Origin of the sequence: Vibrio paracholerae, from assembly GCF_037672085.1 — a bacterium.
In the GTDB taxonomy this organism is placed as follows: Bacteria; Pseudomonadota; Gammaproteobacteria; order Enterobacterales; family Vibrionaceae; genus Vibrio; species Vibrio cholerae.
The window spans coordinates 780628-798295 of record NZ_JBBHLM010000001.1; the positions used below are offsets into that span (position 1 = coordinate 780628).

Below are 17668 nucleotides of genomic sequence, written 5' to 3' on the forward strand. Positions count from 1 at the left end.
ATACCCTGCACTGTGGTTGTCGAGCACAAAGAGATTGGCTTATCATTCCTTTACTCTTCAGTGGGCGCTACCTATAATCGCGCTCCTCTTTTTCTTTCCCTATGAGCGATAATCGAGATGGATCGACTAATTGCAACACTCAAGAAACTCGAAAAGCAGAACTATCGTGCTTATCAGCAGATCAAAGGTCAGTACGACTTTGGTGATTTCACTCTGTTCATCGATCACATTCAGTCTGATCCATACGCTTCAGCCTCTCGCCTGCGTGCTACCCGCGCTTGGTCGTTGACGGGTTTAGATTGGCTGAAAGAGAAATCCCCTGCTTATCAAATGGCTGCGCGTGATTTTATCGCTCGTGCTTTTGCAGAGTTCGCCAAACAAGACAACAGCTTATCGATCGCCATTAGCGGTCAAACGGTTCTCGATAGCACCTCTGTTTTGTTTAACGAACATGGCATCGAACTGCGTTTTCGCATGAGTATGCCAGCGGAAGGACGCGATATTCTGGCGAAAAAAGCGCTGAATATCTTAACCTTTCATCTGCCGAAATACATTCGCCGCGCCACGCTTGAACGCGAGTTAGATAAAGCCGCGCTTCTGCACCATTGTGAAATCGTAGAAGATCAGGAAGCGATGCGCGCCCAACTGGACGATCTCGGTCTTGCTGCTTTCGTCGCTAACGGCAGTGTATTGCCACGATTAGCCGGTAACTGCGATCTGCCAATGAAAGAGGCGGTTCCTTTCATCGCCCCAAAATCTCTCGAAGTCACCCTCTCAACGCCTAACCAAGGTGAACTGGTGGGTATGGGTATTCCACAAGGGATTACCTTGATCGTGGGCGGTGGGTTCCATGGTAAATCCACCTTGCTGACCGCGCTTGAGCGTTCGGTCTACAACCATATTCCGGGTGATGGTCGTGAGCGCATGGTCACTGATGTTAAAGCGATGAAGATCCGCGCTGAAGAAGGCCGTTGTGTACACAATCTCAATCTATCGAACTACATCAATCATTTACCTATGGGTAAAGACACGACCGATTTCAGCACGCAAGATGCTTCTGGCTCTACCTCGCAGTCGGCTTGGTTACAAGAGTCGATTGAAGCGGGCGTCACAACTTTGCTGATTGATGAAGACACTTCTGCCACCAACTTTATGATCCGTGATGAGCGCATGCAGGCACTGGTCAGCAAAGGGCAAGAGCCGATCACACCGCTGGTAGATCGTATCGGTCAATTACGTGATGAACTCGGCATCTCGACACTGGTGGTAATGGGGGGCTCTGGTGACTATCTGGATGTGGCCGATACCGTCATTCAGATGCACGACTACCAACCCGTCGACGTAACAGAAAAAGCGCGTGAAGTGATTGCCCAGCACCCAACGCTGCGTCGTAATGAGTGTGAAACCCCACTCGCGACCTTTACACCACGAGCTCTCAACTGTGCCACTTTGCAAAAACTGCTGCTGGATGGCAAATTCCGTGTATCGGCTAAAGGCTTGGATGCTCTGCGTTTTGGTAAAGAGTTCACGGATATTTCCGCACTGGAGCAGTTGCAAAGTTCAAGTGAAGTGAATGCCATTGGTTGGCTGTGGTTCCAACTTGCACAACTGCCAGGTTGGACAGACAATCCAGCCAAAGCAATGACTAAAATGCTTGAAGGTGACTGGTATCAAGCCATGCCAAATCACGGTGATTTAGCTAAGCCGCGTATTTTAGATGCAATGGCAGCCCTAAACCGAATGCGAAAAGCACAATTTAAAGCCTAATTATCGCGCAGGGGCAAAACCACTTGCTGCAGCAGCTTCAAGTAGGAAGACATCTGTAGGAAAAGAGGTTTCAAAGGTCATGCAACTGACAAAGGGCTGCATGACCTTTTTGTTATTCGTTTTTCTCGTTTTTTCACTTTTAACTTAAAGAGTCTTTTTTAAACTAAAGAGTCTTGTCTGAGCACATTCCACGCTTCACATAAGATCCGAAAACGTTCGGCATTGCCATTTTCTCGATCGGGATGCCAGCGCAAAGCCAGCTTACGCCACGTTTTACGGATCTCAACGGCGCTCGCCTCTTCGGTTAATTCAAACAGACGCAGAGCTTGTCCTCGGGTTAAATCCTTACCATTATGGCTGCCCACTGAGTGTCGATATCGCGTCCAGAATTCATTGAGCAAACGCTTCACTTCCCCCTCATTAGCTTCATAGTTCATCCACTGAGTGTAGTAATCTCGCAAAGGATCATTGACATCAATATCATGGAATTCACTACGCATCATCGGGGTTAAAATGATGTTCATCGCTTCCACTTGCAACCACTTTTCTGGATGCAGGGTTTCTTGGAGCTGATAAAGCGCATTCATTATCAGAAAATTACGCTTGAACAGATCTTTTTCCGGTTGAGGGTCTAATACAGGCATGATACCTAACTCACTCAAGTGAGCGGCTAATGTATGCACTTTCCATCCTGAAGGCTGGTGTTTCAGAACCTCAAAAATCGGCCACAACAGTGGATTTTCCATATAAGTCTGAAACGTTGCAGCAAGCTGATGACTGTCTGACATAAGGCTTCCATTCCAACGAAATACTCTAATTCAAGATCAATCTAACCCATTTGTCACGGCGACGAAATGGCAAATCTTGATTGTGTGAAGCTCAATCCGCATAAGGCTTGCAGGCTGTTTTTCTGACACTGTAAAAGCCAGATTTCTGACGCAACCTTAGCTCTGAATATTTGGGAATTGAACATTGTTCATAATGATGGCAGGATAATGCGCATTCCATTGACGGAGATTCACTATGCCCTTGTCGCGCCCCCTTATCGGATTGACCCTTTTTTACAGTTTGGTTTTTGTTTTTTCAGCCATAGCGCCTACTTCACGTGCTGTTTGGTTTGCCGAAATCATCCCCGCAGTTCTGGTTCTGGCCACGATTTGGTGGGTTTCATTGCGCTGGTCAATGAGCACGACCGCCTATGTCTTGATGTTTGTTTGGCTCTGCTTGCATACCATAGGCGCAAAATACACCTTCGCTGAAGTCCCTTTTGACTGGTTCAATACCTTGATAGGCTCTACACGCAATCAATTCGATCGCGTCGCCCACTTCTCCATCGGCCTTTATGCTTACCCTGTTGCGGAATGGCTGTTACGTAAACAGCAAACGAAACCTTGGCTAGCTTACAGCTTTGCGCTATTTAGCTTGATGAGTCTTGCCGCGGCTTACGAAATTATCGAGTGGTGGTACGCCGCACTCGCCGGTGGCGAAGAAGGTATCGCATTTTTAGGCTCACAAGGGGATATTTGGGATGCACAGAAAGATATGCTGTGCGATACCTTAGGTGCTATCACCGCACTTTGCCTACTTGCGTGGCAACGATCCAGAGGCTAAGGCCATATATTGTTCCTAGTCGTTTCTTTTATTGCGCAATCGCATGCACAGGTTCTGACAGAACTCGATAAGAGTATGATCGATGACAATTTGTGCATGTATTTTCTATGAATTGCATCTCAATTTTGGAACAAAGACAGAAAAGCTCACCAACAAACTTTTAGAAAGTGTTTATGCTAAAGGCAAATATAAAATTAAATCACAAGCCTAGCGTCGCCTACAGCGCTGAGCAACACTCTTTTTTTGCTGCTGAGAATAAAACTATGAATAACCGACTTGTCGACAAAACCATTGCAGAAGAAACGATCGATTGCTGCCCTCTCTGCCAACACGATGAATTTTTCATTTCTGCCGACAAAGAAAAATTTTACTGTGCAAAATGTGGCTTTCACACCAACACTCTGACCAGCATTCAGCCCATGTTAGCGGCTAAAGCGAATCTTACACATCGCTTTGTTCATATCGGGATCAAAACTCGTCAATAATTAAGACTCGGTATCCATCGAAACCGCATTATTCCTCAATCAAAGATGGGAAATGCGGTCATGACTGACGTGATGACGGGAATGCGAGTGAAAAAAGTGCAGCAAGACCTCGTCGTTTCAGCACTTCTCTACGCGCTCAAAGAAAGGAATGAAACTGACGAAAGTGGGGCGAGAAAGGATCGGCTTAAGCGGATTGGCGCATCACGCTACCACTCAAATACTCCGCAAGTTGAAGTAGATTGCTCAGCACAATCACTTGCTGAGAATGGCTGCGATGTTGGGGATTCAGTGGACTCAATTGAAATGTCAACACTTCCGCATTTAATCCTGCTTCTACGCCCTTCGGCGTGTCGTCAACATAAATGCACTCATCCAATGTAAAACCCATGTTCATTGCACAATAACGGATGAGATCCGGCTCAGGTTTCCAACTGTTCGCATCAAAAGCAGAAAAAATCCGCCCCTCGAAATAATGTTCGAGTCCAGCGAGTGTCAGGGTCATCGCGATTTTTTCTCGTGGCGCGTTTGACGCCACACAAAATTCAATCTGGTTACGCTTCAAGTAATTGAGCAATGCCCTCGCGCCCCCCATCGGTGAAAGTTTGCGCCGAAACGTCGCCGTAACAATCGAGCGATAGCGCTGTTCAAGCAAATCAATATCCGCGGAAATCTTGGCCAGTTGGCAAGCCGCATGGAGAATGTCGGCAATTTTTCCGCCGGAAAAATGTTCAGCAACCTGCTGATAGCTTAAAGCTACCCCAAGCTCGCCAAACACTTGTACCAAAGCTTCGCAGCACAAACGTTCGCTGTCTACTAAGGTTCCTTCGCAGTCAAAAATGACACATTTTACTCTGGATTCAGTCATCACTTATTCCTCTATCCCTATTAGCAGTGTATATCTCGCTGTGGCACTAAAAAGGATGGAGTTAACAGAATGGCAGAAAACCATGCACAAACGTGCATAACTTCTACAAAGGTCACTCTTTTGCGAACAGAAACTAGATCAGAGCTCGATGTAAGAGATCGCATCACTTGCGGTCATGGCTTGCCATTTCGCATACAGTGCTTGAGCAAATGCTTCGCGAGTGTCAAATAGAGGGTTGGGTTTCACAACCAGATCGGAAAGCAGAACCATGTGCTCATGCTCCGTCACCATCCCCGCCGCAACGGGTTCACCAAGATTAAATCCGAGGAATAGTTGGCATGGCGGTGAGTAAATAATTTGGGTAAAAAACTCAACCAAACGTTCTTGATCATGCTTGGTTGAGCTGCGCGTTGCCTGCAAGAGAGCAAACCAGACAGTTAAACGATGAAAATCCACCAAATAAATCTCTTGCAGTAATAGCGCATCACAGGCCAGCGGTTGAAACAACGAAACTTCAGTATGTAGGCTTAACGCATGGTAAATATCGCGCCCCTCTAAACTTTCAGCAGTCGGGAATTCGACATCCACTTGACTCGATAACCACTGATTTTTGGCCGCAACCACAGGTGAGGGAGAGTAAATCATAGGGGACTTCTTCTTGGTTGGTGAAGCAACACCTAATCAATAAGCGTCGCAGTAAACGCAGCATACTCATCAAGCCCACACGGAACAAGCTTTAATCCCTTTTGATGATCAATTGCGTATCTTGGTCTTAGCCATGAGGCTGCACTATCGTTAGAAAATCAGTATGATGTAAACCCAAATAACCTGATGTTGTCGCGATAAGCCTCCCAATATCAGGTAGGAAGGTGATATCCCAAAACAGCTTGAAGCTAAACGATGCTCACGCGCGCTGCCGTTGCAAGTTGGCAGGGTAAACACAATTAACGTAAACGGAACCTGATTATGCTCAATTCTATTCGCACTGCTTTGCTTCTTTCCTTCGCTTTCGTTTTGAGTGGTTGTGATCGCTCAGAAGTCGGCGATGTCAGTCTCGGCATGTTTACCTTGAAAGATATTAAAATCAACAATTTGACCGATCCTGTTGTGACGGGCGTGACTTGCCATGTAGCCAGTATTGAAGCCGACCTAAGCTTGGCCGACCCATCAGACTCCTCGATTTCTTGTCGCCAAACGGGTGAAATTACACCAGAAATGATCGCGCAAATTGATAAATCCTCTTCAGGCGAAGTAGTCTTTCAAAAATCCAAAAGTATTTTCTTCAAATCGATGAAAATTCGCCGCATTTTTGATGCGAAAAACCAAACCCTGATGTATCTCTCCTACTCGACTAAAGAAACATCCGGCAGCTTTAAACACAGCCTGTCTACCGTGCCGCTGTGGGGCACTCAAGCCTACAACGCCTTCCCTGAAAAACAGAACAAATAGCTTCATCCATCGCAGCCTGAGGCGTGTTTTACATCACTTCAGGCTGCAATAAAAATGAAAGTAATCTTTCACATCTGTGATATGATGCGCGAAAATTTTTCAATTAACACTTTCAAAATGAAGTTTCCCGGTCAGCGCAAATCTAAGCACTATTTTCCAACTCACGCCCGCGATCCACTCGTCAACCAGATTCAACAAACACCAAAGCTCCATCGTCCGACGATTGTCGGCGTCGGCCAAACTATTGTCGATATTGAAGCTCGCGTTGATGATGAATTTCTTACCCGCTACGATCTCAGTAAAGGCCATTCACTGGTACTGGAAGAGAGTAAAGCGGATGCTCTCTATCATGAGTTGGTCGAGCGTGGATTGATCACTCACCAGTATCCGGGAGATACGATTGGCAACACATTGCATAACTATTCGGTTTTAGCGGACAGCAAATCGGTGTTGCTCGGTGTGATGTCGAAAAATATCGAGGTCGGTTCATACGCTTATCGCTACCTGTGTCGTACTTCAGCGCGGATGAATTTAAACCATTTGCAAACGGTGGATGGCCCTATCGGTCGCTGCTATACCTTGATTTCTGAAGATGGTGAACGCACGTTTGCGATCAATGAAGGGCACATGAACCAGCTGCGCCCGGATAGCATTCCCGAAGAAGTGTTTGATAAAGCTTCGGCTTTGGTTGTGTCATCATATTTGATGCGTGGCAAACCAGAAGATCCGATGCCGCAAGCGGTGCAACGCGCCATTGAAATCGCAAAAGCACGCGGCATTCCTGTGGTTCTCACCTTAGGCACAAAATATGTGATCGAAGGTAATGCCGAGTGGTGGCAAAACTACATGAAAGAGCATGTTACCGTTGTCGCCATGAATGAAGAAGAAGGCGCAGCGCTGACGGGCGAACGCGATCCTCTCCTTGCTGCGGATAAAGCGCTGCAATGGGTTGATCTAGTACTGTGCACGGCAGGCCCTGTGGGTTTGTATATGGCAGGCTATATTGACGAGTCAGCCAAACGTGAAACGGAGCTGCCACTGCTACCGGGTAATATTCCAGAGTTTAATAAGTACGAATTCAGCCGCGCAATGCGTAAAGAAGATTGCCGCACCCCGCTGAAAGTTTACTCTCACATTGGTCCATACTTAGGCGGCCCGCTGGAGATTAAAAACACCAATGGGGCTGGCGATGGCGCACTTTCTGCGTTGTTGCACGATATGGCGGCTAACGCGTATCACCAACGCAATGTACCGAACTCAGCCAAGCATGATCAGTCATATTTGACCTATTCATCACTCTCTCAAGTGTGTAAGTACGCCAACCGCGTCAGCTATGAAGTGTTGACTCAACATTCGCCACGTCTGTCACGGGCTTTACCTGAGCGTGAAGATAGCTTGGAAGAAGCGTACTGGGATCGTTAATTGATTATCGTGGACAAAACTCTCACTCTTTAATAAAGAAGGCGACCATTGGTCGCCTTCTTTATTAAAGAGTGCCGGTAATCTTGATATAACCCATTTTTCTTACGCAAGATCATAAGCAAACCTAACACTAGCAAAGCTAAGTCAGTTGAGCTTCCGCCACTATCACTACTGGTGACGGATGACACTATAGTCCCTCCTGCAATCAACTGCCTTACCCCATTGTTTTCTGTAACGTAATACTTCGGTGTCTCTAGTCCATTCATGACACGTAATATCCAACTGTAGTAATCGGAAACTTCCGTGAATACCGAGGTAACGGGCAGCGCTGGATTACCACAGGTTGATGGTCCAAAGCTGGTGATCCCAATTTGCACATATCCAGAGCCACTATCTAAATAGACGGGGCCTCCTGAATCTCCAGAACAGGTTGAGTTGCGATATCCACCTATATTCGGCCCAGTGAAACAGATCTGGCTAGCTTGTAAATTAGCTCCATAGTAGGCAGAGCAGGTCGCAAACGGAACAAAGGTTAAGGTGGTCTCTAATAAACGGGTTCCTCCGGCGGTATTACTGCTCACATATCCGTGACCAATCGCTTTATAGGTCGCACTCACGTCATAACTGTTATTGATTGAGCTATTGAGTACCCCAACGAAATTACTCACGTTAAGGTCACTTTCTAATTTAATGATCGCAATATCATTGGGCCAATACACTGCCGAAGAATCGACATAGTTATCGGGATAATAAAATTCCGCAGCACGAGCAAATTGAACATTACCATTGGGAAACTGGCTTTCATCTTCCAACTGAGGGACCACAACGGTGTACAGCATGCTATAGCTATTACCGTAAAAACAGTGCGCCGCAGTTAAGATATAACGAGAGTTAAGAATCGTCGCACCACAGTAGGTTCCTGAGCTGTATTGATAGGGGGAGATATAAATCGCCAAGCTGGCAAACGAAGGGTAGCTTGCAATATTCGCATTGGTACCATTGACAATGTACGGAGAAATCTCCACCGCAGAAACTCGCGCCGTCAGCAGTAACAGGAGCCATAGCCATTTGTGCATGCGTCACCTCATTGGTTGAATTGATTGCTCTGCTGATTTATCACCCAGTTAAAGTGTAGCAATGAAATAGAATCACGCGACGCAGATAACAAAAAACCCGCAGTTTTACCTGCGGGTTTATCAATTTAAATCAATTCAGCGTATTACGCTTCTTCGCGACGACGGCTATGGCCACGTTCGCCACGGTAGCTACCGCTGCTTTCACCGCTGCGGTTACGTTCAAAACGACGCTCACCTTCACGGAAAGGACGGCCTTCGCCACCACGGCCACGACCACCTTCGCGGCCACCTTCACGACCGCCACGGAAACCGCCTTCACGGTTGCCCTCTGGACGACGAGCACCATCACGACGTGGTGCACCACCTTCACGACGTGCACCGCCACGAGATTCGCGGAAATCATCAAATTCACATACAACCGCACCCACTTCTTTCTGGCGAATGCGCAGCTTACGGAGTTTGCTAGAAACATCGCTCGACATTGCTTTTGGCAACTGAACAAACGTATGGCCTTGAGCCAGTTTGATCGCACCGATAGAACCTTTGGTCAAACCGAGTTCGTTTGCTAGTGCACCGACGATGTCTTTCACTTGTACGCCTTGGTCACGGCCGACTTGCAGTTGGTAGGTATCCCAATCGTGGTTTTCCTGACCTGAGTCACGGCCACCAAATTCACGACGAGCAGGACGGTCACCATCACGGCGGTCATCACGACGCTCACGACGACGTGATTTTTCACGTTCCATCGCTTCGATCATTGGATCAGCGCCGACATAGAATAGTGGACGTTTACCTTGCTGACGTTTCAGCAGGATTGCAGCCAGAGTTGTTGCATCGATTTCCAGTGACGCTTGCAGTTTTTCAACCAGATCTGCGAAACGCTCCAGCGAGCTGAACTCTTTATCTGCTGCCAGCTCTTGACCCAGTTTAGTCAGACGAGATTCAGCCACTTTATCACGGTGCGGCAATTGGATCTCTTCCATTGAAGAACGAGTCACACGCTCGATAGTGCGTAGCATGCGGATTTGGTTAGTACGAACCAGCAGGATCGCCTTACCTTTACGTCCAGCACGACCAGTACGGCCGATACGGTGGATGTAAGATTCCACATCGAATGGAATATCGTAGTTGTACACGTGAGTGATACGAGGAACATCTAGACCACGTGCGACAACGTCAGTCGCAACCAGAATATCAATCACACCTTGTTTGATATGATCAACAGTGCGCTCACGCAGAGACTGAGGGATATCACCGTGCAGAGCTGCAGCTTTAAAGCCACGCGCACACAGCCAATCGGCTAGACGCTCAGTATCCTGACGAGTACGTACGAATACGATAGAAGCATCGGTCTCTTCGGTTTCAAGCAGACGAGCCATCGCTTCATCTTTCTCTACGCCTTTTACTACCCAGTATTGTTGCTCAACTTTCGCGACCGTTTGGTTAGAACCGGCTACGTCAACACACTCTGGATTACGCAGAAAACGCTCAACGATTTCTTTAACCATTGGCGGCATAGTGGCAGAGAACAGTACACGTTGTGCAGACTCTGGAGCTTGTTCCATGATCCAAGTAACGTCATCAACGAAGCCCATTTTCAGCATTTCGTCTGCTTCATCCAAGATGAAAGTATGACATTCGTCTAGGTGTAGACGATCACGAGTGATCAGATCTTTTACACGACCCGGAGTACCCACAACAATGTGAGCGCCAGATTTCAGAGCGCGCATTTGATCAAGAATCGAAGCACCACCGTAAATCTCAAGAACCTTGAGGCCTTTGATATTTTGGCCTAGGTTTTTGATCTCAGCCGCTACCTGAATCGCCAGTTCACGCGTTGGCGCCATAACGATAGCTTGTGGTTTGTACTGAGATAAATTAAGTTTGTTCAGCAGAGGCAAAGAGAATGCCGCTGTTTTACCTGTACCTGTTTGCGCTTTACCCAGTGCATCACGACCGTCAAGCAGAACAGGAATCGCTGCTGCTTGGATAGGTGTTGGTGATACGAAGCCCATTTCGGTTAGGGCAGAAAGGATGGCGCTGTTCAGTGCTAAATCACTGAATTGAATTGCAGTATCTTGCATGGGGATCCCACTAAATGAAGAAATAACCAAGGTCCCACGTGCTTTACCATTTCCAACCAATCCAATGAATTGCTGAGTCCGTTCAGATGCGGATAAGTATTAAAACGCATCAAGCCGCTAGGGACATATAAGGGACGCGGATTATTCCTTAAAAGCATAAAAAAAGCTAGGAAAAATTGAATTTCATCACAAAAATTTCTTAGCAAAGGAAAAATGATGCCTAATTGACCGAAAAACCCGTTAAAACACCAAAATTGTTGACAATTTCAGCGAATAAATAAACAGCCAACGGCGCTCAATCTCACGTTTTCGGTAGTAATCCAGCCCCTCAATGATTATAGTGTGCCCAACTTAAACGGTTAGATAAAAATGATGTTCCAAGACAATCCGCTCCTCGCGCAGCTTAAACAAAAAATCCAAGAAACCCTGCCTAAAAAAGAAGGCACCATCAAAGCCAGTGACAAAGGTTTTGGCTTCCTCGAAGTCGATAGCAAAACCAGCTACTTTGTTCCGCCCCCTTATATGAAGAAGTGTTTGCATGGCGACAAAGTCGTAGCTTTCATCCGCACTGAGAATGAACGTGAAGTGGCTGAGCCTTCTGAACTTATCGAGCAATCGCTAACTCGCTTCATTGGTCGCGTAAAACTCTTTAAGGGCAAACTGAACGTTGCGCCCGATCATCCACAACTGAAAAAGATGTCGCTGAAGGCGAAAACCAAGAAAGGCCTCAACGAGGCGGACTTCCAAGAAGGTGATTGGGTAGTCGCTCACCTTGTGCGCCACCCTTTGAAAGGTGACGACGGTTTTTCTGTGCAGATTTCACACAAAATCACCGATGCGAATGACAAAATTGCCCCTTGGTGGGTGACATTAGCGGAAAACGATCTGCCTAACAGCGAGCCTGCGGGCATTGACGATTGGCAACTGAAAGATGATGCAGACCTGGTTCGTGAAGATCTGACCGCGCTGCCTTTTGTGACCATCGATGGTGAATCGACCAAAGATATGGACGACGCGCTTTACGCACAACAACTGCCAAACGGTGATTTTGCGCTGACTATCGCGATTGCCGATCCAACCGCTTACATCACCCCAGAAGATGAGATGGACAAAGTTGCTCGCGAGCGTGGCTTTACCATTTATTTGCCGGGTCGCAACATTCCTATGTTGCCACGCGATCTCGCCGATGAGCTTTGCTCTCTGATGGAAGACCAAGTTCGTCCAGCCCTGTGTTGCTCAGTCACGATCAGTAAAGATGGCGTGATTGGCGATGATATTCGCTTTTTCGCAGCCAACATCAAATCTCACGCACGCCTAGTGTACGACCATGTTTCTGACTGGTTGGAGACTGGCAGCTCGGAACAATGGCAACCAAGCGAAGAAATCGCCCAAGTAGTGCGTGATCTGTATGCTTTCTCACAAGCTCGTGCGAACTGGCGTGAGACCCATGCTGTGATATTCCCAGATCGTCCAGACTACCGCTTCGAACTGAGTGCCGATAACGATGTCGTGGCGATTCATGCTGACATGCGCCGTACGGCAAACCGCTTGGTTGAAGAATCGATGATCACTGCCAACATCTGTGCGGGTAAAACGCTGCAAACCACATTTGGTTTTGGTGTATTCAATACCCATGCTGGTTTTAAAGCTGAGAAAATGGCCGATGTCGTTGAACTCATGGCGGTCAACGGCGCACCGAATGCGGATGCAGAAACGCTCGCAACTGTAGAAGGCTTTGCTGCTCTGCGTCGCTGGCTAGCCACACAAGAAACCAGCTACCTCGATAATCGTATTCGTAAATACCAAAGCTACAGTGAAATTGGCAATCAGCCCCTTCCCCACTTCGCGATGGGCCTTGATGTGTACGCAACTTGGACTTCACCGATTCGTAAATACGGCGACATGATTAACCACCGTCTGCTGAAAGCGCACATTCTGGGCAAAGCCCCGGTGCAAACGCCGGATGAAACGGTCGGTGAAGAACTGGCTCTGCATCGTAAACACCACAAAATTGCTGAACGTAATGTGGCAGATTGGCTCTATGCGCGCACACTGGCTGATGAGCCAGCGAAAGAAACCCGCTTCCAAGCTGAGATCTTTGATATCAACCGTCCGGGCATGCGTGTTCGCTTACTCGAAAACGGTGCAATGGCCTTTATTCCGGGAGCCCTGATCCTCGATAACAAAGAGCGTATCGAGTGTAATGGTGAAGACGGTACAGTTCTTATCGATAAAGAAGTGGTGTACAAACTCGGTGATGTGCTAGAAATCGTTCTAGCAGAAGTCAATCAAGAAAACCGCAGCTTAGTGGGTAAACCAACACAAGTGTTTGCTGATCTGGTTTCAGAGACGCAAACCAGTGCGGAGCAACCTGCTGAGAACGCAGAAAATAACGAGCCACAAGTTTAATTCGTTTGGTTTAAGCCCCCTTCCCTCAAAAGGCATTCTTCGGAATGCCTTTTGTTTTTTCTCGTCTGGTACATAAACCCATAAGCGTGCCAAGCCTACACCCAAAAATACGCTTTCGGATCTTTCTCCACTTCGCGGATGATGGCGGTTAAATCCTCGCTACGCGCCAAAAATGGATAAGGGAACCAAGCTTCATTCAGCGCTTTTTGTTGATCGTAGGCGTAGAGCGCCCACTGTTTAGACGCTTCTTCCCAGACGATTTTTGCAACCAAACTTTCGTAGTCACAACGGGTTGAGTCGAGTTTGTAGTGGCACAGAATAAACTGCACCCCGTGCTCGATGGGCTCAAAGCTCGACTTGCCCAGCTCAGCAGGTAAGCTCTGGTTGCGGCTCATGCAAAGCAATTCTGCACGGCGTTCAAGCTGTCTCTGGAGAAGATTGACAATCATTTTTAACCTCATCGGTGTCTGAGTCTGCTCAGTATGGCTATCTGAGCGATGCAATTCCATGATCTCCACATCATTTGAGTATAAGCAATGGGTGCAAGCTCAGTGAATTTCACCAATCAACTCACTAACCTAGAGCTGCCTTCACATTTTTGTCATACGTTTCAGGCATACTGCGTAAGATTTTTTTGACAATATGGGAGCTAATTTATGATCAGGATGGCACTTGCCGCCGTTTGCGCACTTCTTTTTTCCATCACAACGATGACACCCTTTGTGCAAGCAAGTGAAATTACCATTTCAGGTTCCACCTCAGTGGCCAGAATTATGGACGTACTGGCTGAAAAATATAACCAACAACACCCCGAGACTTATGTCGCAGTTCAAGGTGTGGGTTCTACCGCTGGGATTTCTCTTTTGAAAAAAGGCGTCGCGGATATCGCTATGACCTCACGCTATCTCACGGAAAGTGAAGCGCAAAACACCCTACACACTTTTACGCTGGCTTTTGATGGTTTAGCGATTGTGGTCAACCAAGCCAATCCAGTCACCAATCTTACGCGAGAGCAGTTATACGGCATTTACAAAGGCCAAATCACCAACTGGAAACAGGTGGGCGGTAACGATCAAAAAATCGCGGTCGTGACTCGCGAAGCCTCATCGGGTACTCGCTACAGCTTTGAAAGCTTGATGGGATTGACCAAAACCGTCAAAGATCGTGAGGTTTCCGATGTTGCGCCGACCGCTCTTGTCGTCAATAGCAACAGCATGATGAAAACGTTAGTCAACCACAATACTCAAGCGGTTGGCTTTATTTCTATTGGCTCGGTCGATAAATCCGTCAAAGCGATTCAGTTTGAAAAAACGGATCCCACTTCTGACAACATAGCTAAGCACACTTACCAATTATCGCGCCCGTTCTTAATTTTGCACTACTCAGATAACGCAGACGAACAGACCAAAAAGTTCATCGCCTTCTTAAAGTCTGAAAGCGCTAAAAAATTGATTGTGGAATACGGCTACATTATGCCAAGTGATGTGGAATAAACCGCAAGAGCATTACTCTTACTGCATGAGTTTCTGCATGGTTGCACCATAGTTCTTCATGGTTTACCACACACAGTGTGCTTCAGAAACGAACAAGGAGAGCAAATAGGCTCTCCTTGTTGATTTATACTGATGACAGAATGGGTTAGAAGTGCAGTTGGATCACTGACACTACAACACAACCCGGACGACGAACGCCCTCGATCTCAACCTTGATTTCACGCTCAATCTCAAGTCCCTTCTTAATCGGGGTAACTTTCGACAAAGTGCTCACAGCACGAACTCGATTACCCGCTTTTACTGGATAAGGGAAACGTACCGAGTTCAAACCAATATTGACCACCATTTTCGCGGTTGGAAACAAGGTTTTCTCTTCATCAACGCTGTCGGTTAACTTTGGCAGCAATGCCAGTGTTAAAAATCCATGCGCAATCGTCGTTTTGAATGGCGATTCCAACGCCGCACGATCCGGATTGGTATGAATCCACTGCATATCTTCAGTGACTGCACCGAATTGATTGATTCGCTCTTGATCAACCAGTAACCAATCTCCCGTATGGATCACTTCACCCACCTGAGTTTGCAACTCATCATACAGTGCCTGAGCCTCGGGTTTGAGTTCAATCGGCTCAGGGATCGGCGTATCTTCATTGGCAGGCAGATGCAGATCTTTTACCCACCCAAACAGTGGGCGGCTTTGGGTCTTGTTTAAAATATCATCCCAGTACTCGCGCACAGACGGAGACATCCACTGCTTAAATTCAGTGTGCTTAACCAAGTTTTCAGCTCGATGCTTCAGAAGCTCAGCGACTCTCATCAAAACCTCATTCTTAACCAAGAAGAAATGGAAACGACCTAATTTTGAAGTACTTCACAGTAAGCTGCAATCACTTTCGGGCGTACATGCGTAATCTGTAATCAACAAAAATGTTTAAAAACAAAGCATTATCAATAAAACATTATTTTATTAGCTTTTGAACAATTAGAGCAAACACACCATTTATTTCCATCCTTTTGCGCTACGTTAGCCAAGCAAGCTCATCTGCAACTTGCGAAGGATTGTAGAATGCCAAGCAAATATTGCACCAAATCGGTACTTTCTAAGGAAGATGCGAATAAGTCCCCCGACACATCCATAACTTAACATTAAATCATTATATATCAATGCGTTAATATTTTTCCGTTTTGTGATGCATGACTTATTCGCTACTTCCCTAACCCTCATTCATAAACTTTCAATCTGGCTCAGATACGCATCAGCCGTGCTCAGGATCGCTTGCTGAGAATCGCGCGTCATCTTGTCCCACGTTTTGTATAGCATTCCGATGCGAGGATTGTTGGCGAGTCGATCACGATGTTTAAGCATAAACCGCCAGTAAAGCGAATTTAGCGGGCACGCTTTCTCACCGGATTTGAGTTTCACTTGATAAGCACAAGAGGCGCAGTAGTCACTCATTTTATTGATGTAGGAACCACTGGCTGAATAGGGTTTGGTGGCGATCAATCCGCCATCCGCAAACAGAGCCATACCTCGCGTATTGGGAAGTTCGACCCATTCAATCGCATCGATATAGATACCTAGATACCAGGCATCGACTTGATCAGGGTCACACTCCGTCAGCAAGGCAAAATTCCCTGTCACCATCAGGCGTTGAATATGATGCGCGTAGCCAAAATCCAATGACTGAGTTATCGCCTGCTGCAAGCAGCGCATCTTGGTTTGTCCATTCCAGAAATAGCTTGGTAACGGGCGCTGCGCTCCTAAATGATTACGTGTTTGGTAATCGGGCATATTGCTCCAATACATGCCGCGCACATATTCACGCCAACCGAGGATTTGCCGCACAAATCCTTCCACTTGAGCTAACGAGATCTGCCCTTGAGCTGCGCGATAAGCTCCAATAGTGGCTTCAATCACTTCGCGAGGTGAAAGTAACTTGCTGTTGAGCGCAAATGAAAGTCGGCTGTGATACAAGCTCCAGCGATGGGGATGCTGCGCCGTCATCGCATCTTGAAAGCGACCAAAATTAGGCAGGCAAATTTGGCAAAAATGCGCCAGTAAGGAAAGTGCTTGCGCACGATTGATAGGCCACAGCAGCGACTCCCCGACTTGTCCGATAGACGGAATCCGATGACGTTCTAATCGCGCCTTGATTGATGCAACGGGATTATCAAAACAGAGTGGCGTCGGCAACTGAAGAAGATCTGGCGCTTTCAGTTTATTACGATTGTCGGCATCAAAATTCCACTGCTCGCCCTCAGGTTTACCATCAGCCGTCATCAAATAACCAAAACGCTTACGCATTCGTCGATAAAAGTGTTCCATCAGCACAGCTTTGCTTGCGGGAAATTGCTCTGGGATCTCCGCAAACGGTAGCAAGAAGTGCTCAGTATCAACGCACCCTATTGTGATGCCGGATAGACGCAAATTGGCCATTTGCTCAAGCAGTCGATACTCGTCAGGTCTTTGGTATTGGAAAGCATCGGCCTGAACTTGCTGGCAAATTTGCGCGATCAGATCGGGTAAATCGTTATATTGCGCGCTGGCATCCAGATCCAGATGCCATACGTGATGACCTTCTGCACTTAAATAATCAGCAAAAGCTTGCATGGCCGCAAAAAATGCACACTGCTTTTGAATGTGATGGCGAACGTACTCCTGCTCCTGATGCAGCTCTGCAATCAGGTATAAAACATCATCCCTATGCTCAGAAAACCAAGAATGAGCATGGTTGAGTTGGTCACCCAATATCAATCGCACAACGGAATAGCGCATGGTGCTCCTTAATCAATACCGCGACAGAAGAATGCATTATCTTCCATTCATGCTTTGGGTATACGTTTAAAACCGCACTCCGATCAGTGGTTAACCTGTATTGACACGGTAGAAACCGAGTAAAGCATCAACCTTTCATATTGAATAAACATCATATATTTCATGAAGATATTAGTTATTTAACTCTAAAAAATAAGCGTGAGAGCTTGATTCCACATATTGAGTAATGAC

Annotated in this window: 15 protein-coding genes; 7 read left to right on the forward strand and 8 right to left on the reverse strand. The window is 46.9% G+C overall.

Translation table 11 applies throughout. From position 1 onward, the window contains the following. Positions 1-117 precede the first annotated feature (117 nt). Positions 118-1767: an ABC-ATPase domain-containing protein gene (locus R4537_RS03855; RefSeq protein ID WP_071178815.1), complete on the forward strand. Its 1650-nt coding sequence runs from the start codon at positions 118-120 to the stop codon at positions 1765-1767. 158 nt (positions 1768-1925) lie between these two features. Here R4537_RS03855 and R4537_RS03860 read toward each other — a convergent pair whose 3' ends face one another. Further along, on the reverse strand, positions 1926-2555 hold the full coding sequence (locus R4537_RS03860; RefSeq protein WP_001284005.1) for a DNA-J related domain-containing protein: 630 nt from the start codon (positions 2553-2555) through the stop codon (positions 1926-1928). A gap of 235 nt (positions 2556-2790) precedes the next feature. Here R4537_RS03860 and R4537_RS03865 point away from each other — a divergent pair, with 235 nt between their 5' ends. Further along, positions 2791-3378: a DUF2238 domain-containing protein gene (locus R4537_RS03865; RefSeq protein WP_001131376.1), complete on the forward strand. Its 588-nt coding sequence runs from the start codon at positions 2791-2793 to the stop codon at positions 3376-3378. Between the two features lie 263 nt (positions 3379-3641). Further along, the gene (locus R4537_RS03870; RefSeq protein ID WP_001925331.1) at positions 3642-3863 is read left to right on the forward strand and encodes a transcription initiation factor TFIIIB; all 222 of its coding nucleotides are present in this window, start codon (positions 3642-3644) and stop codon (positions 3861-3863) included. Positions 3864-4047: 184 nt separating this feature from the next. Here the strand turns inward: R4537_RS03870 and R4537_RS03875 are convergent, their stop codons facing one another. Together R4537_RS03875 and R4537_RS03880 are read right to left on the reverse strand one after the other, a co-directional pair. After that, positions 4048-4728 (reverse strand): HAD family hydrolase, encoded by a 681-nt coding sequence (locus tag R4537_RS03875; RefSeq protein ID WP_071178816.1) that lies wholly within the window; start codon positions 4726-4728, stop codon positions 4048-4050. Positions 4729-4866: 138 nt separating this feature from the next. Next, positions 4867-5373: a hypothetical protein gene (locus R4537_RS03880; protein ID WP_071178817.1), complete on the reverse strand. Its 507-nt coding sequence runs from the start codon at positions 5371-5373 to the stop codon at positions 4867-4869. Between the two features lie 321 nt (positions 5374-5694). Between R4537_RS03880 and R4537_RS03885 the strand changes: the two genes are divergently transcribed. Together R4537_RS03885 and R4537_RS03890 are read left to right on the forward strand one after the other, a co-directional pair. After that, on the forward strand, positions 5695-6177 hold the full coding sequence (locus R4537_RS03885; protein WP_000935050.1) for a CreA family protein: 483 nt from the start codon (positions 5695-5697) through the stop codon (positions 6175-6177). 117 nt (positions 6178-6294) lie between these two features. Then, entirely contained in the window at positions 6295-7599 is a 1305-nt protein-coding gene (locus tag R4537_RS03890; protein ID WP_001925326.1) for an inosine/guanosine kinase, read from the forward strand. A 29-nt stretch (positions 7600-7628) separates the two neighbouring features. Here the strand turns inward: R4537_RS03890 and vesA are convergent, their stop codons facing one another. Both vesA and R4537_RS03900 read right to left on the reverse strand, forming a co-directional pair. Then, the gene (vesA, locus tag R4537_RS03895; RefSeq protein WP_071178818.1) at positions 7629-8675 is read right to left on the reverse strand and encodes a GlyGly-anchored extracellular serine protease VesA; all 1047 of its coding nucleotides are present in this window, start codon (positions 8673-8675) and stop codon (positions 7629-7631) included. Between the two features lie 143 nt (positions 8676-8818). Further along, positions 8819-10759, reverse strand: coding sequence for a DEAD/DEAH box helicase (locus R4537_RS03900; protein WP_001154238.1), 1941 nt, complete (start codon positions 10757-10759; stop codon positions 8819-8821). Positions 10760-11131: 372 nt separating this feature from the next. Here R4537_RS03900 and rnb point away from each other — a divergent pair, with 372 nt between their 5' ends. Further along, a complete protein-coding gene (gene rnb, locus R4537_RS03905; protein ID WP_071178864.1) occupies positions 11132-13168 on the forward strand; it encodes an exoribonuclease II in 2037 nt (678 codons plus the stop codon). Positions 13169-13263: 95 nt separating this feature from the next. On the opposite strand, the gene R4537_RS03910 is transcribed toward rnb, so the two are convergent. Beyond that, positions 13264-13617, reverse strand: a complete 354-nt coding sequence (locus tag R4537_RS03910) for a DUF3024 domain-containing protein (protein WP_071178865.1) — start codon at positions 13615-13617, stop codon at positions 13264-13266. 207 nt (positions 13618-13824) lie between these two features. Here R4537_RS03910 and R4537_RS03915 point away from each other — a divergent pair, with 207 nt between their 5' ends. Beyond that, positions 13825-14661 (forward strand): phosphate ABC transporter substrate-binding protein PstS family protein, encoded by an 837-nt coding sequence (locus R4537_RS03915; protein ID WP_000620572.1) that lies wholly within the window; start codon positions 13825-13827, stop codon positions 14659-14661. A gap of 145 nt (positions 14662-14806) precedes the next feature. On the opposite strand, the gene R4537_RS03920 is transcribed toward R4537_RS03915, so the two are convergent. Together R4537_RS03920 and R4537_RS03925 are read right to left on the reverse strand one after the other, a co-directional pair. Continuing rightward, positions 14807-15478, reverse strand: a complete 672-nt coding sequence (locus tag R4537_RS03920; RefSeq protein ID WP_001261563.1) for a MaoC family dehydratase — start codon at positions 15476-15478, stop codon at positions 14807-14809. Positions 15479-15886: 408 nt separating this feature from the next. Next, the gene (locus R4537_RS03925) at positions 15887-17437 is read right to left on the reverse strand and encodes a cryptochrome/photolyase family protein (RefSeq protein WP_071178820.1); all 1551 of its coding nucleotides are present in this window, start codon (positions 17435-17437) and stop codon (positions 15887-15889) included. Between the last annotated feature and the right edge of the window lie 231 nt (positions 17438-17668).